This window comes from Afipia clevelandensis ATCC 49720, assembly GCF_000336555.1.
GTDB classification, from domain to species: domain Bacteria; phylum Pseudomonadota; class Alphaproteobacteria; order Rhizobiales; family Xanthobacteraceae; genus Afipia; species Afipia clevelandensis.
In genome coordinates, this window is sequence record NZ_KB375281.1 from 1,990,602 (window position 1) to 2,016,482 (window position 25,881).

The 25,881-nt window shown below is 62.4% G+C and carries 22 protein-coding genes; 10 read left to right on the plus strand and 12 right to left on the minus strand.

Going from position 1 to position 25,881, the window contains the following annotated elements; translation table 11 throughout:
- The first annotated feature begins 67 nt into the window (after positions 1-67).
- Positions 68-427 (plus strand): hypothetical protein, encoded by a 360-nt coding sequence (locus HMPREF9696_RS09540; protein WP_002712782.1) that lies wholly within the window; start codon positions 68-70, stop codon positions 425-427.
- Between the two features lie 86 nt (positions 428-513).
- Here HMPREF9696_RS09540 and HMPREF9696_RS09545 read toward each other — a convergent pair whose 3' ends face one another.
- From HMPREF9696_RS09545 to HMPREF9696_RS09560, 4 genes are all read right to left on the minus strand, one after another.
- Complete coding sequence (locus tag HMPREF9696_RS09545) at positions 514-2,028, minus strand: tripartite tricarboxylate transporter permease (protein WP_002712783.1); 1,515 nt, start codon at positions 2,026-2,028, stop codon at positions 514-516.
- Positions 2,029-2,049: 21 nt separating this feature from the next.
- On the minus strand, positions 2,050-2,589 hold the full coding sequence (locus tag HMPREF9696_RS09550) for a tripartite tricarboxylate transporter TctB family protein (protein WP_002712784.1): 540 nt from the start codon (positions 2,587-2,589) through the stop codon (positions 2,050-2,052).
- A gap of 147 nt (positions 2,590-2,736) precedes the next feature.
- The gene (locus HMPREF9696_RS09555; RefSeq protein WP_002712785.1) at positions 2,737-3,717 is read right to left on the minus strand and encodes a Bug family tripartite tricarboxylate transporter substrate binding protein; all 981 of its coding nucleotides are present in this window, start codon (positions 3,715-3,717) and stop codon (positions 2,737-2,739) included.
- Between the two features lie 103 nt (positions 3,718-3,820).
- Positions 3,821-5,026: a pyridoxal-phosphate-dependent aminotransferase family protein gene (locus HMPREF9696_RS09560; protein ID WP_002712786.1), complete on the minus strand. Its 1,206-nt coding sequence runs from the start codon at positions 5,024-5,026 to the stop codon at positions 3,821-3,823.
- A gap of 217 nt (positions 5,027-5,243) precedes the next feature.
- Here HMPREF9696_RS09560 and HMPREF9696_RS09565 point away from each other — a divergent pair, with 217 nt between their 5' ends.
- The 5 genes from HMPREF9696_RS09565 (at position 5,244) to HMPREF9696_RS09585 (ending at position 11,554) form a co-directional block, all read left to right on the plus strand.
- Positions 5,244-5,969, plus strand: coding sequence for a GntR family transcriptional regulator (locus tag HMPREF9696_RS09565; protein WP_430642291.1), 726 nt, complete (start codon positions 5,244-5,246; stop codon positions 5,967-5,969).
- Positions 5,970-6,105: 136 nt separating this feature from the next.
- Positions 6,106-9,090, plus strand: a complete 2,985-nt coding sequence (locus HMPREF9696_RS09570) for an FAD-binding and (Fe-S)-binding domain-containing protein (protein ID WP_002712788.1) — start codon at positions 6,106-6,108, stop codon at positions 9,088-9,090.
- Between the two features lie 21 nt (positions 9,091-9,111).
- A complete protein-coding gene (locus HMPREF9696_RS09575; RefSeq protein WP_002712789.1) occupies positions 9,112-9,543 on the plus strand; it encodes a GlcG/HbpS family heme-binding protein in 432 nt (143 codons plus the stop codon).
- 17 nt (positions 9,544-9,560) lie between these two features.
- The gene (locus tag HMPREF9696_RS09580; protein WP_002712790.1) at positions 9,561-10,745 is read left to right on the plus strand and encodes a CaiB/BaiF CoA transferase family protein; all 1,185 of its coding nucleotides are present in this window, start codon (positions 9,561-9,563) and stop codon (positions 10,743-10,745) included.
- Positions 10,746-10,762: 17 nt separating this feature from the next.
- Entirely contained in the window at positions 10,763-11,554 is a 792-nt protein-coding gene (locus HMPREF9696_RS09585; RefSeq protein WP_002712791.1) for an enoyl-CoA hydratase, read from the plus strand.
- Positions 11,555-11,674: 120 nt separating this feature from the next.
- Here HMPREF9696_RS09585 and HMPREF9696_RS09590 read toward each other — a convergent pair whose 3' ends face one another.
- Genes HMPREF9696_RS09590 through HMPREF9696_RS09615 form a run of 6 tightly spaced genes read right to left on the minus strand, consistent with a single transcriptional unit; the run spans position 11,675 to position 19,492 of the window.
- Positions 11,675-12,556 (minus strand): beta-keto acid cleavage family enzyme, encoded by an 882-nt coding sequence (locus tag HMPREF9696_RS09590; RefSeq protein WP_002712792.1) that lies wholly within the window; start codon positions 12,554-12,556, stop codon positions 11,675-11,677.
- Between the two features lie 4 nt (positions 12,557-12,560).
- Positions 12,561-13,337: an enoyl-CoA hydratase/isomerase family protein gene (locus HMPREF9696_RS09595; RefSeq protein WP_002712793.1), complete on the minus strand. Its 777-nt coding sequence runs from the start codon at positions 13,335-13,337 to the stop codon at positions 12,561-12,563.
- Between the two features lie 12 nt (positions 13,338-13,349).
- Complete coding sequence (locus HMPREF9696_RS09600; RefSeq protein WP_002712794.1) at positions 13,350-15,344, minus strand: acetyl/propionyl/methylcrotonyl-CoA carboxylase subunit alpha; 1,995 nt, start codon at positions 15,342-15,344, stop codon at positions 13,350-13,352.
- Entirely contained in the window at positions 15,341-16,960 is a 1,620-nt protein-coding gene (locus HMPREF9696_RS09605) for an acyl-CoA carboxylase subunit beta (RefSeq protein WP_002712795.1), read from the minus strand. The genes HMPREF9696_RS09600 and HMPREF9696_RS09605 overlap by 4 nt, the downstream gene beginning before the upstream one ends.
- Positions 16,961-16,974: 14 nt before the next feature.
- Positions 16,975-18,579, minus strand: a complete 1,605-nt coding sequence (locus tag HMPREF9696_RS09610; RefSeq protein WP_002712796.1) for an AMP-binding protein — start codon at positions 18,577-18,579, stop codon at positions 16,975-16,977.
- Between the two features lie 49 nt (positions 18,580-18,628).
- Positions 18,629-19,492, minus strand: coding sequence for a beta-keto acid cleavage family enzyme (locus tag HMPREF9696_RS09615; protein ID WP_002712797.1), 864 nt, complete (start codon positions 19,490-19,492; stop codon positions 18,629-18,631).
- A gap of 168 nt (positions 19,493-19,660) precedes the next feature.
- On the opposite strand from HMPREF9696_RS09615, the gene HMPREF9696_RS09620 reads away from it, so the two are divergent.
- The 3 genes from HMPREF9696_RS09620 to HMPREF9696_RS09630 all read left to right on the plus strand — a co-directional run bounded on the left by HMPREF9696_RS09620 (position 19,661) and on the right by HMPREF9696_RS09630 (position 22,730).
- Positions 19,661-20,827, plus strand: a complete 1,167-nt coding sequence (locus HMPREF9696_RS09620) for an acyl-CoA dehydrogenase family protein (RefSeq protein ID WP_002712798.1) — start codon at positions 19,661-19,663, stop codon at positions 20,825-20,827.
- Between the two features lie 27 nt (positions 20,828-20,854).
- Entirely contained in the window at positions 20,855-22,006 is a 1,152-nt protein-coding gene (locus HMPREF9696_RS09625; protein WP_002712799.1) for an acyl-CoA dehydrogenase family protein, read from the plus strand.
- A 61-nt stretch (positions 22,007-22,067) separates the two neighbouring features.
- Complete coding sequence (locus HMPREF9696_RS09630; protein ID WP_002712800.1) at positions 22,068-22,730, plus strand: glutathione S-transferase family protein; 663 nt, start codon at positions 22,068-22,070, stop codon at positions 22,728-22,730.
- On the opposite strand, the gene HMPREF9696_RS09635 is transcribed toward HMPREF9696_RS09630, so the two are convergent.
- Together HMPREF9696_RS09635 and HMPREF9696_RS09640 are read right to left on the minus strand one after the other, a co-directional pair.
- Complete coding sequence (locus HMPREF9696_RS09635; protein ID WP_002712801.1) at positions 22,727-23,542, minus strand: AraC family transcriptional regulator; 816 nt, start codon at positions 23,540-23,542, stop codon at positions 22,727-22,729. The two genes, HMPREF9696_RS09630 and HMPREF9696_RS09635, sit on opposite strands and share 4 nt — an antisense overlap.
- A 52-nt stretch (positions 23,543-23,594) precedes the next feature.
- Positions 23,595-24,890 carry an acyl-CoA dehydrogenase family protein gene (locus tag HMPREF9696_RS09640; protein ID WP_002712802.1) on the minus strand — a complete coding sequence of 432 codons (1,296 nt, stop codon included), beginning with the start codon at positions 24,888-24,890 and terminating at the stop codon, positions 23,595-23,597.
- Between the two features lie 208 nt (positions 24,891-25,098).
- Here HMPREF9696_RS09640 and HMPREF9696_RS09645 point away from each other — a divergent pair, with 208 nt between their 5' ends.
- Complete coding sequence (locus HMPREF9696_RS09645) at positions 25,099-25,878, plus strand: enoyl-CoA hydratase-related protein (protein WP_002712803.1); 780 nt, start codon at positions 25,099-25,101, stop codon at positions 25,876-25,878.
- Positions 25,879-25,881: the final 3 nt, after the last annotated feature.

Genomic DNA, 25,881 nt, shown 5'->3' on the forward strand with positions numbered 1-25,881 from the left:
TCATTTGCCCATGACAAGGCCGCCGTCCCGGTGGCCGTTCTGCATTCATACAATCAGGATTTCGGCCATGAAGACTCTCATCGTTTCCGCCCTCGCAGCGATCCTTTTCAGCACCGCCGCCGCCAGCGCCGCCGGCCCCGGCGACAAGGTGAAAATCACCATCGAGAAATGGCGCAAGCCCGGCACCAACAATGTCGGCACCGCGGATATCAGCGTCACCAACGACAATGATTTTACGGTGAAGGATATCCGCGTCGGCTGTGACTACATGTCGAAGACCGGCGGCCGCAAGATCGAGACCGACCAGCGGCTGTCCGTCACGGTCAAGGCGAAGACCACCAAGCTGTTCAAGAAGGTCAAGTTTCCGTACATCGACCAGGAGACAGCGGCAGGATCGTGCAAGGTCGAAAGCGCGGCGCAGGGATAAGTTCTTCGTCATTGCAAGCGAAGCGAAGCAATCCAGAGAAAAAAGCTGGATTGCTTCGTCGCAAGTGCTCCTCGCAATGACGACCGCTACGCCCTTGCAGGACTTTCCTTCTTGCTGGCGAAACTGGCGAAGATCCGGTCAATCACCGGCCAGAACAGCAGCACAATCGCCAGCGTGGTGATGGTGCCCACAAGGCCGTTGGACCAGAACACCTTGATGCTGCCGCCCGAACCGATCATGGCGAGACGGAATGCGTCTTCCGCGCGGCTGCCGAGCACCAGTGCCAGCGTGAACGGCGCCAGCGGGATGCCGATCTTCTTGAACACATAGCCGACCACGCCGAACAGCAGCATCAGCCAGATATCGAACATCGCGTTCTGGATCGCGTAAGCGCCGATGGCGCAGGACACCACGATCATCGGCGCAATCGCCGCGAAAGGCACGCGCAGGATCGAAGCGAAGATCGGCACCGTGGTCAGCACCAGAACCAGACCGACGACGTTGCCGAGATACATCGAGGCGATCAGGCCCCAGACGAAATCCTTGTGCTCGACGAACAGCAACGGACCGGGATTGAGACCCCAGACCATCAGGCCGCCGAGCAGGATCGCGGCAGTGCCGGAGCCCGGAATGCCGAGCGCGAGCATCGGCAGCAGCGCGGCGGTACCCGACGCATGGGCGGCGGTCTCCGGCGCGAACACGCCCTCGATGCGGCCCTTGCCGAAAGATTCCTTGTCCTTGGAAAAACGCTTGGCGAGATTGTAGCCCATGAAGGAGGCAGCGATTGCGCCGCCCGGCGTGATCCCGAGCCAGCAGCCGATCACCGATGAGCGGATCAGCGTCGCCCAGTATTTCGGCAGATCCATCCAGACATTGAGAACGGTGCGCAGGCTGATGCGCGCCGCATGGCCGCGCAGCGCGAGCCGCTCTTCCATGGTGAGCAGGATTTCGCTGATGCCGAACAGGCCGATCACCGCGACCAGGAAGTTGATGCCACGCATCAGGTCGGTCGACTCGAATGTCATGCGCAACTGGCCCGACACCGTGTCGAGGCCGACACCGGCCAATAGCAGGCCCAGCGCCATCGAGATGATGGTCTTGTGCTTGGCTTCACGGCCAAGGCCGACAAACGAGCAGAAGGTGAGCAGGTAAACCGCGAAGAATTCCGGCGGGCCGAACTTCAGCGCGAAAGTGGAAATGGCGGGCGCGAGGAACGTAATCAGCATCACCGCGACCAGCGAGCCGATGAACGACGAGGTGAACGCGGCCGTCAGCGCTTCCGCCGCCCTGCCCTGCTGCGCCATCGGATAACCGTCAAAAGTGGTCGCGACCGACCACGCTTCGCCGGGGATGTTGAACAGGATCGAAGTGATCGCGCCGCCGAACAGCGCGCCCCAGTAGATGCAGGACAGCATCACGATGGCCGAGGTCGGGTCCATCGAGAATGTCAGCGGCAGCAGGATCGCGACACCGTTGGGGCCGCCGAGCCCCGGCAGCACGCCGACGAAAATGCCGAGCACCAGCCCGACCATCATCAAGGCGAGAATCTTCCAGGTGAAAAGAACCGCGAAGCCGTGAAACAGAAGGCCGAGTGCTTCCATGATCGTGTCCCCTCTTCCGGCCTAGCGTCCGAAGGCCGCTTCGAGCGGTCCCTTCGGCATGATGACGTCAAAGGCGATGTCGAATGTCACGAACATGATCGCGACGAAGATGAACGCGGTCAGCAGCGACTTCCACCATGCGATCTTGCCGGTGATGCCCATGAAGCCCGCGACCAAAAGGAAGCTCGCGACATAAAGGCCGAGCCACTGCATCGCGAGGCAGAACAGCAGTGTTGGCACGAACACCTGCAGCACACGTCCGAGCTGCGCGCGGGTAACGAACGTCTCCGTTCCCTCGCTGCGCTTGAGCGCGACGCTTACCAGGCCGAACAGCGCCGCGCCGCCCAGGATGATCGACAGATAGAACGGGAAATAGCCGGCCTGCGGGCCGGTATCGTCCCACGATGCGCCGGTGCGCCAGTTGTCCCACCCCAGCAGCGCGGCGAGCGCGAGCAGGACCACCATGACAGCCATTTCGACGGTGCGGTTGTTGACGACCGCTGGCGAATTCTCATCCGGCGCGTTCGGATCGTCGACGACGATTTCAATGTCCTTGGCCATGGGTCACGCATCTCGCTGGCTGAAGCCTCGACCCGCGTGCGGGGAGAGGCCGAACCGCGCATGCGGTTCGGGTGAAGGCAAATCGGGTGAAACTGAAATTCCGGTACGTGCTCCCTCACCCCGCGAACGGAGTGAGGGAGGAGCGCATCACTTCGCGACGAAACCCGCTTCGGTCATCAGCGACTTGTTCAGGGCGTCGTCTTCCTCAAGGAATTTGAGCATGTCCTTGCCGTTGATATAGACCGGCTTCAGAGCCTGCTTCTCCATATATTCCTTGTATTCGGCGGTCTGCGTCACCTTCTTGAACAGGTCGTCGTAGAATGCGGTCTGCTCGGGCGTGACCTTGCCGGGAAGGAACATCGCGCGCAGCATCAGATACTGCATGTCCAGGCCTTCTTCCTTGCAGGTCGGAATGTCGTTCCACGACTGCGTTTCGGTGACCTTGGTCTTGTATGAAATGCGTTCCTTGTCGAACACGCAGAGTGCACGGACCTGACCGGCGCGCCAGACCTCAAGGTTCTCCGACGGATTGTTGACGTTCGACTCGGTGTGGTTGCCGACGAGCTGGGTCGCAGCCTCGCCACCCGACTTGTAAGGCAGGTAGGAGAACTTCGCGCCGGTCTTCTTTTCCATGAAGACGGTGAGCACGTGGTCTTCACGCTTCGAACCGGTACCGCCCATCTTGAACGGGGTGCTCGAGGCCTTGGCGGCGGCGATGAACTCCTTCACCGTCTTCGGGCCGGAGGCGCTGTCCCACAGCACGAACTGGTCCATCGCGATCACCGACACCGGCGTGAGATCGCGCCAGTTGAACGGAATCTTCGCCGACAGCGGCAGCATGTAGATCAGCGAATAGGCAATCAGCACCTTGTTGGCATCGCCGTCGCTGCCCTTCATGTACATCAGCGCTTCCGCGCCCGACGCGCCACCCTTCAGCGACACGATGACCGGCTGCTTCATCAGATTGTTCTTCTGAATCGCGGCCTGCATCATGCGCGCCATCTGGTCGGACGCACCGCCCGCGCCAGCCGCGACCACGATTTCCACCGGCTTGGCCGGCTCCCAGGCCATCGCCGGCGTCGCCGCCAGCAGCGCAAGCACACTCGTCGCCCTGATGAGATTCTTCATGCCGTCTCCTCCTTGGTTTCCCGTTTGGCCGGGCGTGCGCCAGACCTTGTTGATGTGTCCGCTATGCTGCGGACTGTGAATTCAGAGCCGTCACGCCACCGCGTTACGCCACTGCCGCCTTCGCCCGCGTCCCGGATCGACCGGTCAGCACATCCATCGCCGCCAGCACGCCGCCCTTCTTGTGCGGCACCTTGGCGAGATCGAGCGCCATTTCGACACCGGACAGCGTACCCATCAGCATCAGGTCATTGAAGTGCCCGAGATGGCCGATGCGGAACACCTTGCCCTTGATCTTGCTGAGGCCGGCGCCGAGCGACATGTCGAAATTGTCGAGCGTCACCTTGCGGAACTGATCGGCATCATGCCCCTCGGGCATCACCACCGCGGTGAGGATCGGCGAGTATTCACGCGAATCGAGACAGAGATTTTCGAGGCCCCATGCGTCCACCGCCGCGCGGGTCGCAGCCGAATAGCGCTTGTGACGGGTGAACACATTGTCCAGCCCCTCTTCCAGCAGCATCGCGATGGCTTCCTTCAGGCCATAGAGCATATTGGTCGCGGGCGTGTAGGACCATGACCCGCTCTTGTTGGCGGCGATGATCTCGTGCCAGTCCCAATAGGAGCGCAGCGAAGCATTCTTCTTCGAGGCCTCCAACGCCTTGTCCGACACCGCGTTGAAGCCGAGACCCGGCGGCAGCATGAGGCCCTTCTGCGAACAGGACACGGTGACGTCGACACCCCAGCCATCGTGATCGTATTCGATGGAGCCGAGCGACGAGATGGTATCAACCAGCAGCAGCGCCGGATGCCTGGCGCTGTCGATCGCCTTGCGGATTTCGGGAATGCGGCTGGTGACGCCGGTGGAGGTCTCGTTGTGAACCACCATCACCGCCTTGATGGCGTGACTCTTGTCCTTGGCCAGATGCGCCGCGATGTCCTCCGGCTTTGCGCCATGGCGCCAGTCGCCCGGAATGAATTCAACATCGAGCTTCAGCTTGTCGGCCATCGCGCGCCACAGCGTCGCGAAGTGTCCGGTCTCGACCATCAGCACCTTGTCGCCCGGCGACAGCGTGTTGACGATGGCGGCTTCCCACGCACCGGTGCCCGAGGACGGATAAATGATGACAGGATTTTTCGTCTTGAAGACCTTCTTCGACGCGGCAAGCACATCCAGACCGAGTTGCGCGAATTCAGGGCCGCGGTGATCAATGGTCGGCATGTCCATCGCGCGGAGCACACGATCAGGGACATTGGTCGGCCCCGGGATCTGGAGAAAATGCCGTCCGGTATGGACAGAGGCGTTGGACATTGATCGGCGCTCCCTCAGGCTTTTGTTTACAAATTTGCATGCAATTTTTGTGCATCGCAAACTATTTCCAATTTCAAATTGTATTCATAATTTTGTTTCTGACAACAAGAAAATCGAGTATTACTCGTTTAACAAAGGAAAAACCTGCCAATCATGCGGTTTTTGAATATGCTACGGCAGATCACTGCCTTGGAGGATGTGCATTTTGAATAATCTTTTGCGTGCAAACTCCCTTGAGGTTGTCGAAACCTCCCCCGCGTCCCTGCACGACGATCTGCTTGGCCAGATCCGTGACTTTATTGTCGAGGGCCATCTCGAGCCGGGCAGCCGCATTCCCGAGCGTGAACTGTGCGAGCGGTTCAACGTCTCGCGCACGCCGCTGCGCGAAGCCTTGAAGGTGCTGGCGTCGGAAGGCCTGATCGAACTGTTGCCCAATCGCGGCGCGCGCGTACGGCAGTTTTCCGAACAGGATATCCGGCATCTGTTCGAGCTGATCGCCGGCCTCGATGCCCTCGCCGGCCGCGCGGCCTGCGAGCGCATTTCCGACGACGACATCGCACAGATCGAGCGCATGCATCTGGAAATGTACAGTCATTACATCCGGCAAGAACTGGCCGATTACTTCCGGCTCAACCAGAAGATTCATCAGGCCATCGTGGATGCCGCTGCGAACCCGTTCCTGAGTTCGAGCTACGCCACTGCCAACGCCATGGTTCGCCGCCTGCGCTATTCCGCCAATCTCGTGCGCCGCGACCGCCTGAGCGATGCGATGCGCGAACACGAAGCCATTGTGGACGCTCTGCGCCGCCGCGACGGCGACGAACTCAGCAAGCTGATGTTCGATCACATGCGCGGCAAGTGCGAAGCGGTCTGCGAATACATGCGCGAACACCAGCCGAGCGGGCGCGCGGCGGATGTGTCCACGCTGCGCGAGGAAAATTGACGTTGCTGCTCGTCATTGCGAGCGAAGCGACGAAGGCAGAGAAACTCCCTCTCCCCGATGGGGAGAGGTGAAGAAAGAGCGAGTTCGCTTCGCTCGCAATGACGACTTTTAGGGCCCCCAGAGTACCGAGAACCACATGGCTCATCAGAAAGCCGCAACGGGAAACGCCACCGCAGACAGCAGCGCCCTCGCCGCAAAGCTCGCGCGCGAAGTGTCCGGCGACATCCTGTTCAATCCGTTCGATCTCGGACGCTACGCCACCGATGCGTCGTTCTATCAGATCAAACCGTTCGGCGTGGTCGTGCCCCGCACCATGGACGATGCGCTGCGCGCCATGGCGATTGCGCGCGATGACGGACGGATCGTCACCCCGCGCGGCGGCGGCACCTCGCAATGCGGCCAGACCATCAACAACGGCATTGTCATCGACGGCTCGAAATATCTGAACAAGATCATCTCGCTCGATGTCGAGAAGCGCACCTGCGTGGTCGAGCCGGGCATCGTGCTCGACGATCTCAACCGGCAGCTCAAAAAGCACGGCCTGTGGTTTCCGGTTGACGTCTCGACCGCCTCGCGCGCCACCATTGGCGGCATGGCCGGCAACAATTCCTGCGGCGGACGTTCGCTTCGTTATGGCACCATGCGCGACAACACCATTTCGATGGATGCCGCGCTGGCCGACGGCACGCTTTTACATTTTGGCGAGATGCCGCGCGACACCGCCTGGCAGAATGTCCAGCAGCCGGGGCGCGATCTATTCCGCGACATGCTGGCGCTTGGCGAGCGCGAAGCGCCGGAGATCGCCGCGCAATTCCCGCATGTGCAGCGCCGTGTCGGCGGCTACAATCTCGACGCGCTGACGCCGCAGCCCATCAATAATATGGCGCATCTGCTGGTCGGCTCCGAAGGCACGCTTGCGTTCACGACTCGTGTCGAACTCAAGTTGTGGCCGCTGATCGGATCGAAGGTGTTCGGCGTCTGTCATTTCGGCAGCTTCTATGAAGCGATGGACGCCACCCAGCATCTGGTGAAGCTGAAACCGATCGCGGTCGAACTGGTGGACAGCACCATGGTCGCGCTCGGCCGCGACATCGCCATGTTCCGCCCGACCATCGAATCGGTGGTGAAGGGCGAACCGGAAGCGCTGCTGGTGGTGGAATTTGCCGAAGCCGACCAGGCCGCCAATCTCGCCAAGCTCAAGCAACTTGGCGAACTGATGGGCGATCTCGGCTTCGGCTGGGACCAGCCGAAGCGCAAATGGGGCGGCGTGGTCGATGTGATCGAGCCCGCGATGCAGGCGGCGATCACCGACTTCCGCACCTCCGGCCTCAACGTCATGATGTCGATGAAGCAGGAAGGCAAACCTGTTTCCTTCGTCGAGGATTGCGCGGTGCCGCTGCCCCATCTCGCTGATTACACCGACCGTCTCAACAAGATATTCGAGAAGCACGGCACGCGCGGCACCATGTACGCCCACGCCTCCGAAGGCTGCCTGCATGTCCGTCCCGTGCTCAATCTCAAGCTCGACAAGGACGTCAAGGCGATGCGCGCCATCGCCGAGGAAGCCTTCGCCATGGTGCGCGAGTATAAAGGCTCGCATTCCGGTGAACACGGCGACGGCCTTGTCCGTTCCGAATTCCATGCGCAGATGTTCGGCCCACAGATTGTTCACGCCTTCGAGGAAGTGAAGGAACGCTTCGATCCGGACAACACGCTCAATCCCGGCAAGATCGTTCACCCGCCGAAAATGGATGACCGTTCGCTGTTCCGCTATGCGCCCGGCTACAAGGTCGAGAACATCAAGACTGTGATGGACTGGTCGGCGTATCCCGGCGCGGCTGGCGGTTTCCAGGGCGCTGTCGAGATGTGCAACAACAACGGCGCCTGCCGCAAGCTCGAGGGCGGCGTGATGTGCCCGTCCTATCGCGCCACACGCAACGAGAAGGACGTGACGCGCGGGCGCGCCAATACGTTGCGCCTCGCCATCTCCGGCCAGCTTGGCCCGGATGCACTGTCATCGGATGCCATGATGGAGACGATGAAGCTGTGCGTCTCCTGCAAGGCCTGCCGCCACGAATGCCCGACCGGCGTCGACATGGCGAAGATGAAGATCGAGGTGCTGGCCGCGCGTGTTGCGAAACATGGCCTCACCCTTCGCGACCGCCTCGTCGGCTATCTGCCGCATTATGCCGGTCTCGCCGCGCGCGTTCCGTGGATCGCGAACATGCGCAACCGCAGCGGCCTTCTTCGCTCGCTGCTCGAAAAATTCGCCGGCATCAGCGCCAGGCGCGACCTGCCGGAATTCCGCAGCGATGTGTTCGCGCCCGCCGGTATCGCCTTCGGTCCGGAGGATGGCCGCGAGGTGGTGCTGTTTGCCGACACCTTCAACCGCGCCTATGAGCGCGAAAATCTTGACGCGGCGCTACGCGTGCTGGTTGACGGGGGCTATCGCGTTCACCTGCCCCGCGCGCGCGACGGCAGACGTCCGCTGTGTTGCGGACGTACGTTCCTGTCGGCTGGACTGGTGGACAACGCGAAGGCAGAACTTGCGCGCGTAGTCGAAACCCTGATCCCGTTTGCGGAACGCGGCATTCCCATCGTCGGTCTGGAGCCGAGCTGTTTGCTCACGCTGCGCGAAGAACTGCTGTCGCTTCGTTCCGATAGTGCTGCAAAGACCATCAGCGCCCATGCGCTGCTGTTCGAGGAATTTCTGGTGCGCGAGGCCGAAACCGGCCAGCTCAAATTGCCGCTTGGCGCCATTGACAGGAGCGCGCATGTCCACGGCCATTGCCACCAGAAGTCTTTCGGCGCGTTCGCACCGGTGGAAAAGATTCTGCGGCTGGTGCCGGGCCTGAAGGTCGAGAAAATCGAATCCAGTTGCTGCGGAATGGCCGGCGCGTTCGGCTATGGCGCGGACACCTATGATGTGTCGATCCAGATGGCGGAAGCATCCCTGCTGCCCGCTGTGCGCAAGGCTGCCGAGGACGCTCTGATCGTGGCGGACGGCACCTCCTGCCGCCATCAAATCAAGGACGGTTCGGGCCGCGGCGCATTGCACGTCGCGCGCGTCCTTGCCATAAGTCTGGACAACGGCGCTGCGAGCGCCTCCGCTTCTTCCTGATCCCTCCTCAAAGGACACATGATGACCGCCCTGACCCTCGACGTTGCCCGCAAGATTTCCGACGCCGCCCTCGCCAAGTGCCGCGAAATGAAGCTGAAGCCGATGGCGATCGCGATCCTCGATGCGCGCGGCACCCTCAAGACCTTCGTGGCGGAAGACAATACCAGCCTGCTGCGTGGCGACGTCGCCCACGGCAAGGCCTATGGCGCGCTGGCGCTGGGCATGGGCTCGCGCGCGATCTTCAAGCGCGCCAACGAGCAGCCGTATTTCGTCGACGCCATCAACACCATGGCGCGCGGCGCGCTGGTCCCCGTTCCGGGCGGCGTCCTCATCAATGACAAGGACGGCAACCTGCTCGGCGCTATCGGCATCAGCGGCGACACCTCCGACAACGACGAATCCGCCGCCCTTGCCGGCATCGCCGCCGCGGGCCTTGTCGGCAACGCAGGATAATCTCCCCGGAGAGATTGATGACGTTTCCACGCGCCTCGTCCGCCCTGTCGCGCTTCACCGTGCTGGATCTGACCCGGATACGCTCCGGGCCGACCGCCGTGCGCCAGTTGTCGGATTGGGGCGCGAATGTCATCAAGATCGAGGCGCCGACCGACCTCGCCGACAGCGAACAGCCGGGCGGTCCGCGTCACGGCCCGGACTTCCAGAATCTTCATCGCAACAAGCGCGCGATGACGCTGAACCTGAAGGACCCGAAGGGACTTGAGGTGTTCAAGCGGCTCGCCGCGAAAGCCGATGTCATTGTCGAAAATTTCCGTCCCGATGTGAAGTCGAAGCTCGGCATCGAGTATGAGAGCATGCGCGCGATCAATCCGCGCCTTGTCTATGCCAGCATTTCCGGCTTCGGCCAGGACGGGCCTTATGCCAAACGTCCGGGCTTCGACCAGATCGCGCAGGGCATGGGCGGGCTGATGTCGATCACCGGCCTGCCCGGGCAAGGCCCGGTGCGTGCCGGCATTCCCGTCGCCGATCTCACCGCGGGACTCTTCTGCGCGCTCGGCATCATGACAGCGCTCTTGGAGCGCGACGTCTCCGGCGAAGGCCAGTGGGTGCAGACCTCGCTGCTGCAGGCGCAGATCTTCATGCTCGATTTCCAGGCCGCGCGCTGGCTGGTCGATGGCGATGTGCCGCAACAGGCGGGAAACAATCATCCGACCAGCATTCCGACCGGCGTGTTCAAGACTGCGGACAGCTTCATCAACATCGCCACCACAGGCGGCGCGATCTGGGCGCGCTTCGCGCAGGCGATCGACGCCCCTGACCTGCTGACGCATCCCGATTACGCGACCATCGCGCTGCGCTCGAAGAATCGTGACGCACTCAACGCCGCCATTGGCACCTATATGGCAAAGCGTCCCACGCAAGAGTGGATCGAAATCCTCAACAGGGCCGGCGTGCCCTGCGGGCCAATCTATTCCATCAATGAAGTGTTCGACGATGCGCAAGTGAAGCATCTGGGCATCGCGCAGCCTTTGCCCGATAGCGGCAAACAACTCGTCGGCCAGCCCTTCACGCTCTCGCGCACGCCCAGCCGCATGGCCGCGCGGCCGCCGCTCGTCGGCGAGCAGACCCGTGATGTGCTGACAGAATTCGGATTCAGTGAACAGGAAATCGCCTCGCTCCAGCAGAGCAAGGTCGTCTGAACTTTAAGGATATGCCCATGGCTTCGACCGACAAGGTGATCTCGCGCAAGGACGGCAACGTCGGCTATGTGATCTTCAACAATCCGGAGCGGCGCAACGCCATGTCGCTGGAGATGTGGGAAGCATGCACGGCGCTGATGACGCAATACGCGCAGGACGACAGCATCCGCGTCGTGGTGCTGGCGGGCGCGGGCGACAAGGCCTTTGTCGCAGGCGCGGACATTTCCAAATTCGGCGACGAACGCGCGAGCGAGGAAGGCGTCAGGAAATACAACGACGCGGTGGAAGCCGCCTATGCCAGCGTCCATGAATTTCCCAAGCCGACCATTGCGATGATCCGCGGCTTCTGCGTCGGCGGCGGCATGGGCATTGCGAGCTGCTGCGATCTGCGCATCGCCTCAGAAGATGCACGCTTCGCCGTGCCCGCCGCCAAACTCGGCCTCGGCTACGGCTATCCGGGCGTGAAGCGGCTGATGGATGTGGTCGGCCCCTCCTTCACCAAGGAAATCTTCTTCACCGCACGGCTGTTCGACGCAATGGAGGCGGTCGAGATGGGCCTCGTCAACCGCGTGGTCGAGAACGGCGAACTTGAATTTTACGTCAAGGACTACGCCACCACCATCGCCGCCAACGCACCACTGACGGTGGATTCGATCAAGTTCATCGTCGGAGAAGCCTGCAAGGACGAACTCAAGCGCGACATGAAGCGCTGCGAGGACATGGTCGACGCCTGCTTCAAGAGCGAGGACTACAAGGAAGGCCGCGCCGCCTTCATGGAGAAGCGCAAGCCGGTGTTCAAGGGGCGTTAAGCGGCGAAGATATACCGAATGCCGTCACCCTGAGGTGCGCCGGCGGCAACGCCGCCAAGCCTCGAAGAGCGATGGCACGAACCTACAGGTCATCCTTCGAGGCTCGCAAGCGCTCGCACCTCAGGATGACGCTCCCCGCTCAATATCTATCTCCTTCAACTCCCGCCTCACCTCAGCCGTCGTCGCCGGTTCGCCGCCTGCGGCGCGAACCCGTTTCACGGCATCCTTCACCAAGGCCTCGTTGGTCCTCGGATCGCCCCACAGCGCATCCTCCAGCCCCACACGCACATGACCGCCGCGCGCAACGGTATGCGGGATCAGCGACGTGATATCGACGCCGAGGCCCGCGATCATCCATGGCGCGCCGGGCGTTGTCTCCGCAAGCAAGTCCAGATGGATATCGAGATACTTTTCGCGCGGAGGAAAGCCCCAGGCGAACTCATCCGAAAACATGAAGCGATAGATCGGCGTCGGTGATGGCGGCGCAATTGCTGCCAGCGCTGCGCCAAGCCGTGTGAAACCGGGCTCATAGACAGCATAACTCGGATGGACATTGTGAGCGCGGGCGATCCGCATCCCCTCCATGATATCCTCGTGCGGGTTCGCGTAGACGCCGCCATGGGCAAGATCGTCAAACCGCGAAATATGCACCGAGCCGGGATCGATCACCGCCCATTCGATCAGGCCGCGCTTGGCCAGCTCCAGCGTGTGCCCGAAGCGATTGGTGTTCTGCTCCTGTCCCAATCCCGGGCTTGGAATGGTCGGATAGACGATCACATCCACCGTGGCGCGGATGCCCTCGATGATGCGCGCGTAAATCTCCCAGTCGTCCCTCTGACGGCCCGTTGTCACATCATAGGCATGAGCGTGAATGATGGCCGCGCCCGCTTCCGCACACGCAATGCCGTCCGCAACGATGGCTTCGACGGCAACAGGAATGCCCGGCTGCTTGGCGCGGGTCCACGGGCCGTTCAGCGCCGCTTCGATCCAGACCTTGCCCATCGCACTACTTCCCGGTCCAGACCGGCTTACGCTTCTCCGCAAACGCCGCGAGGCCCTCCTTCGCATCCTGAGTCATGGCCAGCACCGCAATCTGCGATTCGGTATAGGCAATCCCCTGATCGAACGACATCGATGCCAGCGCGCGCATCGCATACTTGCCACGGCGGATCGCGGTTGGTGACTTGTCGGTGAGGCGTCCGACCAGCCATTCCACCTTGGCGTCGAGTTCAGCGGCAGGGACCACATGATTGAGCAGCCCCGCGTCCTGCGCCTCGCTTGCCGTGAACGGTTCGCCGGTGAAACACCACTCACGCACCAAACGCGGCGGCGCGATGGCTTGCAGCAGACTCAGCACCTGCATCGGAAACACACCCACCTTCACCTCCGGCAGACCGAACATCACATTATCTGCCGCCACCGCCATGTCGGTCATGCACAGAAGACCGATGCCGCCCGCCATGCAGACGCCATTGATGCGGGCAATGGTCGGCTTGGTGGCATTCTGCGCCGTGCGCAGCATGTCGGCATAGGCGAGATTGGGCTGGGAGAGATCGAACGCGAAGCCCGCGCCAGGCTGCAGATCGGCACCCGCACAGAACGCCTTGTCGCCCGCGCCGGTCAGCACGATCACGCGCACGTCATTATCTTCATGCGCGCGGCGGAAACCATCGACAATCCCCGCGATGACCGACCCATTCAGTGCATTGCGCTTCTCGGGCCGGTTGATCGTGATCCAGAAGGCATGGCCGCGCTTCTCGTGCAAAACCGGTGCGTCAGACATTCCCTGTACTCCTCAAGCGGCGTCCTGCGCGGCCTCGATCTCCGCGACCACAAAGCCGGTGGTGACCTGATCGCCCTCCGCGGCATTCAGCGCGGTGAGCTTGCCCGACACCGGCGCCACATGCACATGCTGCATCTTCATGGCTTCCAGCACAATCACCGGTGCGCCGGCAGTGACAATGTCCCCGGCCATGGCCAGCACCGACACCACACGCCCGTTCATGGAAGCGCGCAGCTTGCCGTCTGATCCCGCCGCACCGGCCTTCATCACAGCCATATGGGACAGGTCGCGCACATGAGACGTGACGCCGTTGAGGCTAAACCAGAGGTTCCCACCGTCGCGAACGAAGGTTGCAAAGCCGAGAACGCCGTCGCTGGTGAAGTGCAGCACATCGCCGTCGCGCGTCCCGAGCGCTAATGTGTATTCGCTATCCGCTAGCCCGACCTTGAAGAGATCGCCGCGCTCGCGCCGCACGGTCGGCTCGATGACATGGCCGTCGAGGTGAAAGCGCATCGGGATCGGATAGCCATGTGCGAGGCCCAGTCCCTGCTGAACATGAACCCGCCCGATGGACGCGGCATGCACCAGCAGCGCGGCGACGGCGGCATGAAGCCCATCGCCGGGTTGCGGTGACAACAGCTCGGCGGAGTGTTCCGCGATGAAAGCGGTGGTCGCCTGCCCCGCCGCGAATGCCGGGTGATCAAGGCAACGCGCAAGGAAAGACTGATTTGTGGTGACGCCCAGCGCCGTCATGCGATCGAGACCGGCGATCAGCTTCCGCCGCGCCTCGCCACGGCTCGCGCCATGGCTGATGACCTTGGCGATCATCGAATCGTAGAACGGTGGAATCTCGCCGCCGGATTCCAGCGCATCTTCCACACGCAAATCCGATGGTGCATGCCAGCGCAGCATCGTCCCCGACTGCGGCATGAAATTATGCGCGGCGTCCTCAGCGCAGAGGCGCACCTCGATGGCATGGCCGGAAAACTTGACGTCCTCCTGCTTCAGCGGCAATGGCTCGCCGCTGGCGACGCGCAACTGCAGTTCGACCAGATCGAGGCTGGTGATCGCCTCCGTCACCGGATGCTCGACCTGCAGCCGCGTGTTCATTTCCATGAAGTAGTAGTTGCCGGTGTTATCCAGCAGGAATTCCAGCGTTCCGGCTCCTTCGTAATTGATCGCCCTGACGGCGGCGACAGCCGTCGCGCCCATACGTTCGCGCAAGTCCGGCGACACCGCTGGCGATGGCGCCTCCTCGATCAGCTTCTGATGGCGGCGCTGCACCGAGCAATCGCGCTCGCCAAGATGGATGGCGTTGCCATGACGATCCCCGAATACCTGAATCTCGATGTGACGCGGCTGGATGATCGCGCGCTCAAGAATCACATTCGGATCGCCGAACGCATTCTGCGCTTCGGAGCGCGCGGCGCGCAGCGCATCCGGAAATGCGGCGTCTTCCGCCACAAGCCGCATGCCGCGCCCGCCACCGCCAGCCACCGCCTTGATCATCACCGGAAAGCCGATGCGCTTCGCAGCCGTGAGCATCGTGGCGTCGCTCTGATCCTCGCCCTGATAGCCCGGCACGCAGGGCACGCCCGCCTTCTGCATGATGTCCTTCGCGCCCGCCTTGTTGCCCATGGCGTGGATCGCTTCGGGTGACGGGCCGATGAAGACAAGCCCCGCCTCGCGGCAGGCTTTGGCGAAATCCGCATTCTCCGCGAGGAATCCGTAGCCGGGATGCACGGCATCCGCGCCGCTCGCCTTCGCGGCAGCCACGATGGCGTCGATCCGCAGATAGGACTGAGAAGGCTGCGATTCACCGATCCAAACCGCCTGACCCGCCTCGCGGACGTGACGGGCATTCGCGTCGGCGGTCGAATAGACCGCGACGGTCTCGTAGCCCATGCGCCTGGCCGTGCGCATCACGCGCAGGGCGATCTCGCCGCGATTGGCGATCAGGATTTTCCGGAACGGCGTCAGCTTCACTTCGCTTGTCATAGCGTTCATGGCCGCGCCACCGAGAACTGGACTTTCTGCGGATTGCGCTGCTCAGCCTCGCGGCAGATTGCCAGCACGTTCTGGAGCACAGCCCGCGTGTCGCGCGGATCAATCACCCCGTCATCGAGCAGCCGCCCGCTGGTGGCGAACACGTCCATCTGGCCGTCAAAAACATTGATGATGCGCGATTTCATCTCCTGCAATTTCGCCGGGTCCATCGGCTTGCCCTTCCGCGCCGCGCCCGCCTCCGCGACGATCGCCATGGTTTCCGCCGCCTGCTCGCCGCCCATCACCGCGGTTTTCGCGTTCGGCCACGAGAAACAGAAGCGCGGATGGAAGCCGCGTCCGCACATGCCGTAATTTCCGGCACCGAACGACGCACCGCAATAGATGGTGATCTGCGGGACCGTGGCGTTGGTCACGGCCTGGATCATCTTCGATCCGTGCTTGATCATGCCGGCTTCCTCGTAAGCCTTGCCGACCATGTAGCCCGTGGTGTTGTTCAGATACAGGATCGGCGTGCGCGACTGGCAGCAGGCCTGAATGAAATGGGTCGCCTTGTTGGCGCCGCTCGGGTCCAGTGGGCCGTTGTTGGTGATGATGCCGATGGCGTGGCCGCCGATGCGGCCGTGGCCGCAGACCGTCGCAGGTCCGTAGTTCGCGCCGAACTCCAGGAATTCCGAACCGTCGAGAATGCGCGCGATGATCTGTTTCATGTCGACGGGCCGCTTGTGGTCCATCGGCATGATGCCGAGCAGTTCTTCCGCATCGTAAAGAGGCGCACGCGATTCTTCATCGCTTGCGGGCTGCGCGCGATCCCAATTGAGATCGGCCACGATCTGCCGCGCGATGCCGAGCGCTTCGCGGTCGTCCTCGGCGAGATAATCGCCGAGGCCGGAAATGCTGGTGTGCATCTCCGCACCGCCGAGCTCTTCCTCGGTGGCGATTTCGCCTGTTGCCGCCTTCAGCAGCGGCGGCCCCGCGAGGAACGCGCGCGTGCGCCCGCGCACCATCACGATGTAGTCGGACAGACCGGTCTGGTACGCGCCGCCGGCTGTGGATGAGCCATGCGTGACCGTGATCACCGGCAGTCCCGCAGCAGAGAGCAAGGCGAGATTGCGAAATGTCGTTCCGCCGCGAATGAAATCCTCGACGCGGTACCGCATCAGGTTCGCGCCCGCGCTTTCCACAAGCTGAACCGACGGCAGCTTGTTTTCCAGCGCGATCTCCTGCGAACGCAGCCGCTTGTCGAGACCCATCGGCTGCAGCGATCCGGCCTCGATTCCGGAATCGCTCGCGGTCACCATGCAACGCACGCCTGAGACGAAACCAATCCCCGCGATGGTGCCGCCGCCGGGAATGCTTTTCTCGGGGTCGGGCGTATCCAGACAATATCCAGCCAACGCCGAGAGTTCGAGGAACGGCGCGCCGGCATCGAGCAGCAGCGCGATGCGCTCGCGCGGCAGCAACTGCCCGCGCTCGTGGAACCGCTTCTTGGATAGTTCGGAAGCCGCGACGGTCCGCCCCACCACGGCATTGACCCGCGCGATCTGCGCCAGCATTCCCGCGCGATTGGCCTGATAGCTTTCGCTTGTGGGCGAAATGGAATTCTCGATTACCGCCATGGATAACTTTGCTTTCAGGCCGCCGATGTCGTGTTGAAATGATCGACGAACTGCTGGCGCAGTTCGACCTTGCGCAGCTTGCCGGTGGCGGTCATCGGCATCTCATCCAGAATCCGCACCAGCTTCGGGATCTGGAATCCGCCGAGCGTCTTGCGGCAATGCTCGATGATGTCCGTCTCGCGCGCCTGCGCGTTGGGTTTCAATTTGACGAAAGCCGACACCGCCTCGCCCCATTGCGGATGCGGCAGGCCGACCACCGCGGCGCTCACCACCTCGGGATGCGCGAGCAGCGTTTCCTCGATCTTGACCGAGGCAACGTTCTCCCCGCCGGACTTGATCATGTCCTTCTTGCGGTCGATGAACAAGACTTCACCGTGCTCGTCGATCAGCGCCAGATCGCCGGTATGGTGCCAGCCGAATTTCCGCGCTGCCGCCGTGGCTTCGGGGTCCTTGTAGTAACCCATCATCACGTTCGGCCCGCGATGGACGATCTCGCCGACCTGTCCGGGCGGCAACAGATTGCCATCGTCGTCCATGATCGCGGTCTCGTTGACGATCATGGACTCGCCCCAGTAATTTCCGAAGCGCGCGAGTTGCCGATTCGGCTGCGACATGGTGGTCGCCGGATACATTTCGGTCTGGCCGCTCGGCTGCACGAAGGTCGGACACAGCTCAGCGATGCAGCGCTCCAGCAATGGACGCGGCATCGGCGCCATGGTGTAGACGCAGGTGCGCAGGGTCGAAAGATCGAACTCCTTGCGGCGCGGATGTTCGAGGATCGCCTGATACATCGCGGGCAGGCCGATGAAGATGGTCAGCCTGTCGCGCTGGATAGCCTCCATGCAGGCGACCGGATCGAACCCACGCATGATCGCCATTCTCCCGCCGACCGACAGATAGGTCAGCAGCAGGACATGGGCCGCGCAGTGGAACAATGGAAATTGCCCGCTGATGCCGTCGTTGCGGTCAAGATGCATTTCGATGGCGTTGCTCATCGCCGCCATCACGACCGCGAGATGGCAGTGCATCGCGCCCTTGGGCCGCGATGTGGTTCCCGAGGTGTAGATGATCATCGCGAGATCGCGGTCGTCGAACGCGATCTCCGGCTCGACGTCCGATTGCCCCTTGATCAGATCGTTGAAACTTTCGAGGCCCTGCTCCTTTGCCTTGCCGGTGAGATCGACCGCGATCAAATCAACACCGCGCTTTTCCAGCGCCGCGCGCCGCTCCGGCTGGGCATGCAGGTTGTCGTCAATCAGCGCGAAGCGGACCTCGGCATGACCGAGGATGTAATCCATGTCGCCCGGCCCGAGCATGGTGTTGATCGGCACCCAGACCAGACCGGCACGGTGAATCCCGAACAGCGCTTTGACGAATTCGACCGAGTTGTTGCAGATGGTCGAAATTTTCTCGCCGGGCTTGAGGCCGCGCGCGAGGAGATAGTTCGCGAAGCGGTTGGCATCGTGATCGACCTCGGTGAAGGTCACCTGACGCGCCCCGTCGGTCAGCGCGATGCGGTCGGGAAATCGCTTGGCGGCGCGGCGCAGGATATCGCCCACAGCCACGCGCCCGATACGCCCGGGGCCGGGCACGCCGCCCGTTGCGGTCAAATCGCTCATGACGTCATCTCCCTGTCTCAGCCTGCGGCTCTTTATTGTCCGCTTCGACTCAATGCATCAGCTTGAGAATTTTCCGCGCTTCGGCGGGGGAGGCGATCTCGCGGCCCGCGTTCCGCGCGCATTTGACGATGCCCTCGATCAATTGCCCGTTCGAGGTCACCTTGGTGCCGTCACCGAGATAGAACGTGTCTTCGAGGCCGGTGCGCAGATGGCCGCCGAGTTCGGCGCAGCGCTGATGCAGCGGCCAGATGTCCTCGCGGCCGATGGCAGTAACGCTCCAGTTGGAATCGGAGAGCTTCAGCTTCAGCAGGATCGGCAGCAGGTCGGGATCGGCCGGCATGCCGGAGGCGACGCCCATGACGAAATTGTACTCGAGCGGGCCGGAATACATGCCGTTCTGCTTGTACATCGCCACGCTGCGCACGATGCCGACATCGAAGCACTCGAATTCCGGCAGCGTCTTTGTGATCTTCATCACGTCGAGATATTTCTGAATCTTGTCCGGCGGATTGTCGAACACATGCGGCGGCCAGGCCCAGGAACCGTCAGCCTTCACCTTGAGGTAGTTCAGTGACCCGGCGTTGCAGGCCGCCATTTCCGGCGCGGTCTCGCGCACGCAATCCAGCGCGCCTTGATAGTTGGGGCCGCTGACGCCGGTGGTGTGGTTGATGATAACGCCGGGGCATGCCTCGCGGATCGCCTGTTGAACTTCCTTCGACAGGTTCACGTCCCATGACGGGATGTGCCCCTGATCCGGCTCCTGCCGCCGCAGATGCATGTGCATGACCGAAGCGCCCGCGTCATACGCCGCCTTGGCCTCCCGCGCCATTTCCTCCGGCGTGACCGGGACGTGATGCTGCTTGGGATTGGTCAGCACGCCATTGAGCGCGCAGGTGACGACGGCCTTGTCCATTCCGGGTCCTCGAGGTTCGATCGTGCGATTGCTCCCAACGATAAAAGGCCGGTCTGCCAGCGTCTTGTGAAAACTAGCTGGCCTTGCCACAATTTTCCGGGCGTGACGGCTTAACGCAAGTCTGCGCCGCAAGAACGGGCCATAACTTCGTGGATACGGAGGATGCCGATGAATGCCCCGGAACGGTTCGTAGATGAACCGGCCAGCCCTTTTCTGACCCCGGAACACCTGGCGTTCCGCGACATGCTGCGGCGCTTTGTGACGACCGAAATCGAGCCTTTTGCAGCGCAATGGGACGAAGCCGGGGAATTCCCCCGCGAGCTTTATCTGAAGGCGGCCTCCATCGGCCTGTTGCAGCTCGGCTTCCCGGAGGAATATGGCGGCGTGCCCTGCGACCGCTTCATGTCCATGATCGCGGCGCAGGAACTGGCCCGCGCAGGCGCAGGCGGTATAAGCGCCAGCCTGAAAAGTCACACCATCGGCGCGCCGCCCATCGTCTATGGCGGGTCAGACGAACTGAAAGCGCGGGTGCTGCCGGACATTCTGGCAGGCCGGAAAATCTCGGCGCTCGCCATCACCGAACCCGGCGGCGGCTCGGATGTTGCCAGCCTGCGCACCACCGCACGGCGCGACGGCGACCATTACGTGGTCAAGGGCGAAAAGACCTTCATCACCTCCGGCATGCGCGCGGACCACTACACTGTCGCCGTGCGCACAGGCGGCGACGGCGCGGGGGGCGTCAGCCTGCTGCTGATCGAACGCGATACGCCCGGCTTCTCGCGCACGCCTTTGAAGAAGATGGGCTGGTGGGCGTCCGATACGGCGACGCTCTATTTCGACGACTGCCGCGTGCCCGCCGGCAACCTGATCGGCACCGAGAACGCCGGTTTCAAGCTGATCATGAAGAACTTCAACAGCGAGCGGCTAGGCCTCGCGGCGGGTTGCACCGGCTTCGCACGGGTCTGCGTCGAAGAGGCCATCGCCTATGCGCGCGAGCGAAAAACCTTCGGTAAGCGCCTCGCTGATCATCAGGTGATCCGCCACAAGATCGTGGATATGGCGCAACGCGTGGCGGCCACGCAGGCGATGCTGGAAATGCTGATCTGGCGGCTGGAGCAAGGCGACAATCCCGTGGCTGAGGTCTGCATGTGCAAGAACCAGGCGACGCAGACCATGGCCTATTGCGCGTCCGAAGCGGTGCAGATTTTCGGCGGCGCGGGCTTTATGCGGGGGCCGAAAGTCGAGCGCATCTACCGCGAGGTGAAGGTCAATGCCATCGGCGGCGGCACCGAGGAAATCATGAAGGATCTGGCGAGCCGCCAGATGGGACTTTGAGAACAGAAGAAAACATCAGGAAACGCAATGCAGTTCACGCAGGAACACGACGGCATCCGCCGCACCATGCAGCAGTTCATCAAAAACGAGATCAACCCGCACGTCGATCAATGGGAGCGCGAGGGAATCTATCCGGCGCATCAGGTGTTCAAGAAGATGGGCGACCTCGGCCTGCTCGGCCTGTGCAAGCCGGTGGAATATGGCGGCGCGGGCCTTGATTACAGCTACGGCATGGTGATGGCCGAAGAACTCGGCGCGATCAACGCCGGCGGCGTCGGCATGTCGATCGGTGTGCAGACCGATATGGCGACACCCGCGCTGGCGCGGTTCGGCTCGGACGAGATGAAGCGTGAATTCCTTGCGCCATCCATCGCGGGCGACATGGTGGCCTGCATCGGCGTGTCCGAACCCGGCGCAGGCTCGGACGTCGCCTCGATCAAGACCACTGCCCGCTCCGACGGCGACGACTACATCATCAACGGCGGCAAGATGTGGATCACCAACGGTACCCAGGCCGACTGGATGTGCCTGCTTGCCAATACCGGCGAAGGTCCCGTTCATCGCAACAAGTCGCTGATCTGCCTGCCGATGAAGACCAAGGGCGTCGAGGTGCTGCGCAAGCTGGACAAGATGGGGATGCACTGCTCGGACACCGCCGAAATCAAATTCACCGACGTGCGCGTGCCGAAACGTCACCGCATCGGCGAGGAAGGCAAGGGCTTCACCTACCAGATGATGCAGTTTCAGGAGGAGCGGATGTGGGCGATCGCCGCCTGCCTGAAGTCGCACGAAAAGACCATCGACGAGACCATCGACTATACGCGCCAGCGCAAGGCGTTCGGCAAGCCGCTGCTCGACAACCAAGTGATCCACTTCCGCCTCGCCGAACTGAAGACCGAGGTCGAACTGCTGCGCTCCCTGCTCTATCGCGCCTGCGAGGAATACATCGCGGGAAACGACGTGACGCCGCTGGCGACCATGGGCAAGCTGAAGGCCGGACGGCTGGGCCGCGAAATTCCCGACGCCTGCCTGCAATACTGGGGTGGCATGGGCTTCATGAACGAAACCCGCGTCAGCCGCGCCTATCGCGACCGGCGGCTCACCTCCATCGGGGGCGGCGCCGATGAGGTGATGTTGAGCATCCTCTGCAAATACATGGGCACGTTGCCCGAACAGTAAGCGCTTGCGTTGGATATTGATCCGCGCTGTATAACGCCGGACATTTCAAGGATAGACCGCCATGATCACGCTGTATCACTGTTCGAGTGCGCGCTCGTTTCGTCCGCTATGGACGCTGGAAGAAATCGGCATCCCCTATGAGCTGAAGATGCTGCCCTTCCCGCCGCGTTTCCTGAAGCGGGAGTATCTTGAGTTAAATCCGCTCGGCACCATCCCGTTCCTGATCGACGGCGACACGCGGATGACGGAATCGTCAGCGATCTGCCTTTATCTTGCGACGAAGTATGGCCCGACGCCGATCAATGTCGCGGTCGATGAACCCGCCTATGGCGCCTACCTGAACTGGCTGTTCTTCGGCGAGGCCACACTGACCTTCCCGCAAACCATCTACTTTCGCTATTCCCAGCTTGAGCCCGACGAGAAGAAAAATCCGCAGGCCGCAGCCGACTACGCGCGCTGGTTCCTCGCCCGCCTGCGGTCGCTGGAGACGACGGTCGCGGAATCGGAGTGGGTCTGCGCCGGGCGTTTCACGGCAGCGGACATTTCCGTCGGCTATGCCCTGATGTTCGCGCAGTCCAACGGACTGTCGGCGCAGTTCACGCATGCCGTTGCCGCCTATTGGGAGCGGCTCAAGCAGCGCGAGGGCTTCCGCAAGGCCATCGCCGCGCAGGACCGCGCCAGTGCGGAGCAAGGCGTCGCGCCGCGAGTCCCGGCTGCAACCTAGGCCCGCATCCCAGTCAGATCGCTCGCGACATCGCGCCCGTTGATGATTTGCAGCCGGCGCGAGCCGGAAAACAGCGCGGTCGGCTTCAGCCCGTAGATCCGGCGCAGCGAATGGCTGAAGTGCGTCGAATCCGGATAGCCAGCATCGAGCGCGAAATGCGCCAGATTCCGCTCGACATTCACGTGATGCAGGATGTTGCGCCCCCGCTTCCATGCGCGGAAGGTCTTGAAGTTCATCCCGGTCTCATCCTTGAACAGATGCAGGAAGCGCGACAGCGACAGCCGCACATCGGTTGCGCAGTCATCGCCCGAAATGTTGCTCGATGGCCTGGCCTGGAACCGTGAAACAACCTCCGAAATGCGCGTATCGAGTTCGCGCGGCCTCAAGCGCCGGTTGAGGAAAATCTGGTCGAAGTCAGCGGACGTGAAGCCGCCGGTGCCGCCGAGCGCCATGGTTGCGTAGATTTCACGAAAGCGCGCCGCGATTTGGCCCGCCGTGGCGGGATCGTTGCACTGGCGAATGATTTCGGCGAGATCTTCGTCGCAGACCGATTCCGGCTCGATCAGAAGGCCGAGCTTTTCGCGCGACTCGGCGGTGATCCTGTGCGGCACATAAGCCGGAATCGCGAATATCTCGCCAGTGCGCGGCGCTTCACCGGCGATTTCGAGACGCGCGGTCCCATAGACCGGGACGCAGATCGTAAGTGCACCGAGCGTCCGCACCGACGGATTGCCGTGCAGACCGGCATAGAACACGCGCTCTGAACTGATCAGCATGAACCGCTCGGAGCGGCCGCACGGCGACTTGCGCATCGTTTTCTCCCAAAGCATGTTTCACGGGCGATTGTTCGCCTCTTGTGATTGATTAGCGGGCCTTCTCCGGTGTCGCGATTTTCCCCGCGCCCATATAGCCGAACAGAAATCCGGCGACCTTTCGCTTCTGGATTTCCTCGCTGCCCTCGGTGATGCGGTAGCGCCGGTGATGGCGGTAGATATGCTCGAACGGCTTGTGCCGCGAATAGCCCATGCCGCCATGCACCTGCATGGCGCGATCCGCCGCCTCGCAGCACAGCCGGTTCGCCCAGAAATTGCACATCGACACCTTGTCGGACAGCCGGTGCTCGACCTCGGCCTGGGTCATGCGGTCCATTTCCCACGCTGTCTTGCGGATCAGGAGCCGCAGCATCTCCGCCTGCGTTGCAAGCTCCACCAGCGGAAACTGGATCGCCTGATTTTCCGACAGCGCATGGCCGAACGGCTTGCGCTCGCGCGCATAGTGCACGCTCTCGTTGATGCAGTAGACCGCCGCGCCGAGCGAGCTTGCCGCTTGACGAATCCGGTTCTCATGCACAAAGCACTGCGCCAGCGACAGGCCGCGCCCGACTTCGCCGAACAGCGCAGCGTCCGGCACGAACACGTCGGTGAAGCTGACGCGCGGGTGATCGGTCGGCATGTTGAAGGTCCAGAGATATTCCTCGACCTTCACGCCTTTCGTATTCGCCGGAACGAGAAAGCAGGTAATACCCCGCGCATCGCCATCGTTGCCCGACGTGCGCGCGAACGTCGCGCAGTGGGTGGCGACATGCATGCCCGTGGTCCACATCTTCTCGCCGTTGATGACCCAGCCGCTGACGCCATCGCGCGTGGCCTGCACGGCGGTCGTTTCCATGTGGGTGGCGTCGGAGCCGTGGTCCGGCTCGGTCAGGCCGAAGGTGATGCGGTACTTGCCGGTGAGCGAGCCTTCGATCATCGCCTTCTGGTCGTCGCGGCCGTAGCGATCCAGCATGGTGACCAGCGGAAAGTTGCCGACAATGGAGTGCTCGTTCTGCAGGTCGTTGTGCAAACCGAGTCCCTTGGCGGCGAAATGCTCGCGGATCACTGCCATCCAGAGATTGGAGCCATCCTTGCCGCCATAGCGTTTGGGAATCGCGAAGCGCAGATGCCCGGCCTTGTCGGCGAGGGTCTTTGCCTGACGCAGCAGGTCTTCCCATTCATGACGCGGCAGGCCGCCGTTGTCGAAATCCGTTCGCGCCCATTCGCGGCGATGATCGAAAAAGCGGATGTTGTCGTCGCGCTGCTCCAGCGGCCTGATGGTTTGCTCGATGAATCCATCAAGCTCGGCGAGATACGCAGTCAGGTCATCAGGCAGCGAGAAATCCAACGCGCAACTCCCGGACGTCCATCGGCTTGTTTGCCTTGCGTTATGCTGCCAATGACAGCCGCAACGGATGGCGAATTAAGATAAGCGCGGAGGCGTTAGTCAAGCGCTTAATTAAATTGTGAAACGGCTTGTTTGCTGGTCTATTTCGCGCACGACAACATCGCGCAAATGTTGCAACGCAGCGCAAGAAACGTCTGAGGAAACGTCCATGGCCTATGAATTCGCCAAGGTGGACCGCAAGGGTCCGCTCACCGTCATCACGCTCAACCGTCCCGAGGTGATGAATGCCGTGCATTCGCCGATGCACTTTGAAATGCATCGCGTTTTTGACGAATTCAACAAGGACCCGGACCAGTGGATCGCCATCGTCACCGGCGCGGGCGACCGGGCGTTCTCAGCAGGCAATGATCTGAAGTGGCAGGCGCAGGGCGGCCAGCGCGGCTGGGACACCAGCGGCTTTGCCGGCCTCACCCACCGGTTTGACTGCGACAAGCCGATCATCGCCGCGGTCAATGGCGTGGCCATGGGCGGCGGTTTTGAGATCGCGCTGGCCTGCGACCTCATCATTGCATCGGAGAACGCCACCTTCGCCCTGCCCGAGCCGCGCGTCGGTCTCGCCGCGCTGGCCGGCGGTCTGCATCGCCTGCCGCGTCTCATCGGCCTCAAGCGCGCCATGGGCATGATCCTCACCGGGCGTCATGTCTCCGCGAAGGAAGGCCTGGAGCTTGGCTTCGTCAACGAGGTCGTGCCGAAGGGCGAGGCCCTCGCGGGCGCCGAGCGCTGGGCCAATCTCATTTTGCAGAACGGCCCGATGTCGATCCGGGCCTCGAAGCAGGCGATGCACCGTGGCCTCGGCGCATCGCTGGAGCAGGCGCTGGCGGAACAATTCGACTATCCCGCCGTGAAGGCACTCGCCGCGTCGGAAGATTATGTCGAAGGTCCGAAGGCCTTTGCGGAAAAGCGCCCGCCGCAGTGGAAGGGGCGGTAATCC

Excerpts from the sequence above, each read along its gene's own strand:
- HMPREF9696_RS09540 (WP_002712782.1), top strand. The coding sequence starts at position 68 with ATGAAGACTCTCATCGTTTCCGCCCTCGCAGCGATCCTTTTCAGCACC.
- HMPREF9696_RS09545 (WP_002712783.1), bottom strand. The coding sequence starts at position 2,028 with ATGGAAGCACTCGGCCTTCTGTTTCACGGCTTCGCGGTTCTTTTCACC.
- HMPREF9696_RS09550 (WP_002712784.1), bottom strand. The coding sequence starts at position 2,589 with ATGGCCAAGGACATTGAAATCGTCGTCGACGATCCGAACGCGCCGGAT.
- HMPREF9696_RS09555 (WP_002712785.1), bottom strand. The coding sequence starts at position 3,717 with ATGAAGAATCTCATCAGGGCGACGAGTGTGCTTGCGCTGCTGGCGGCG.
- HMPREF9696_RS09560 (WP_002712786.1), bottom strand. The coding sequence starts at position 5,026 with ATGTCCAACGCCTCTGTCCATACCGGACGGCATTTTCTCCAGATCCCG.
- HMPREF9696_RS09570 (WP_002712788.1), top strand. The coding sequence starts at position 6,106 with ATGGCTCATCAGAAAGCCGCAACGGGAAACGCCACCGCAGACAGCAGC.
- HMPREF9696_RS09575 (WP_002712789.1), top strand. The coding sequence starts at position 9,112 with ATGACCGCCCTGACCCTCGACGTTGCCCGCAAGATTTCCGACGCCGCC.
- HMPREF9696_RS09580 (WP_002712790.1), top strand. The coding sequence starts at position 9,561 with ATGACGTTTCCACGCGCCTCGTCCGCCCTGTCGCGCTTCACCGTGCTG.
- HMPREF9696_RS09585 (WP_002712791.1), top strand. The coding sequence starts at position 10,763 with ATGGCTTCGACCGACAAGGTGATCTCGCGCAAGGACGGCAACGTCGGC.
- HMPREF9696_RS09590 (WP_002712792.1), bottom strand. The coding sequence starts at position 12,556 with ATGGGCAAGGTCTGGATCGAAGCGGCGCTGAACGGCCCGTGGACCCGC.
- HMPREF9696_RS09595 (WP_002712793.1), bottom strand. The coding sequence starts at position 13,337 with ATGTCTGACGCACCGGTTTTGCACGAGAAGCGCGGCCATGCCTTCTGG.
- HMPREF9696_RS09600 (WP_002712794.1), bottom strand. The coding sequence starts at position 15,344 with ATGAACGCTATGACAAGCGAAGTGAAGCTGACGCCGTTCCGGAAAATC.
- HMPREF9696_RS09605 (WP_002712795.1), bottom strand. The coding sequence starts at position 16,960 with ATGGCGGTAATCGAGAATTCCATTTCGCCCACAAGCGAAAGCTATCAG.
- HMPREF9696_RS09610 (WP_002712796.1), bottom strand. The coding sequence starts at position 18,579 with ATGAGCGATTTGACCGCAACGGGCGGCGTGCCCGGCCCCGGGCGTATC.
- HMPREF9696_RS09615 (WP_002712797.1), bottom strand. The coding sequence starts at position 19,492 with ATGGACAAGGCCGTCGTCACCTGCGCGCTCAATGGCGTGCTGACCAAT.
- HMPREF9696_RS09620 (WP_002712798.1), top strand. The coding sequence starts at position 19,661 with ATGAATGCCCCGGAACGGTTCGTAGATGAACCGGCCAGCCCTTTTCTG.
- HMPREF9696_RS09625 (WP_002712799.1), top strand. The coding sequence starts at position 20,855 with ATGCAGTTCACGCAGGAACACGACGGCATCCGCCGCACCATGCAGCAG.
- HMPREF9696_RS09630 (WP_002712800.1), top strand. The coding sequence starts at position 22,068 with ATGATCACGCTGTATCACTGTTCGAGTGCGCGCTCGTTTCGTCCGCTA.
- HMPREF9696_RS09635 (WP_002712801.1), bottom strand. The coding sequence starts at position 23,542 with ATGCGCAAGTCGCCGTGCGGCCGCTCCGAGCGGTTCATGCTGATCAGT.
- HMPREF9696_RS09645 (WP_002712803.1), top strand. The coding sequence starts at position 25,099 with ATGGCCTATGAATTCGCCAAGGTGGACCGCAAGGGTCCGCTCACCGTC.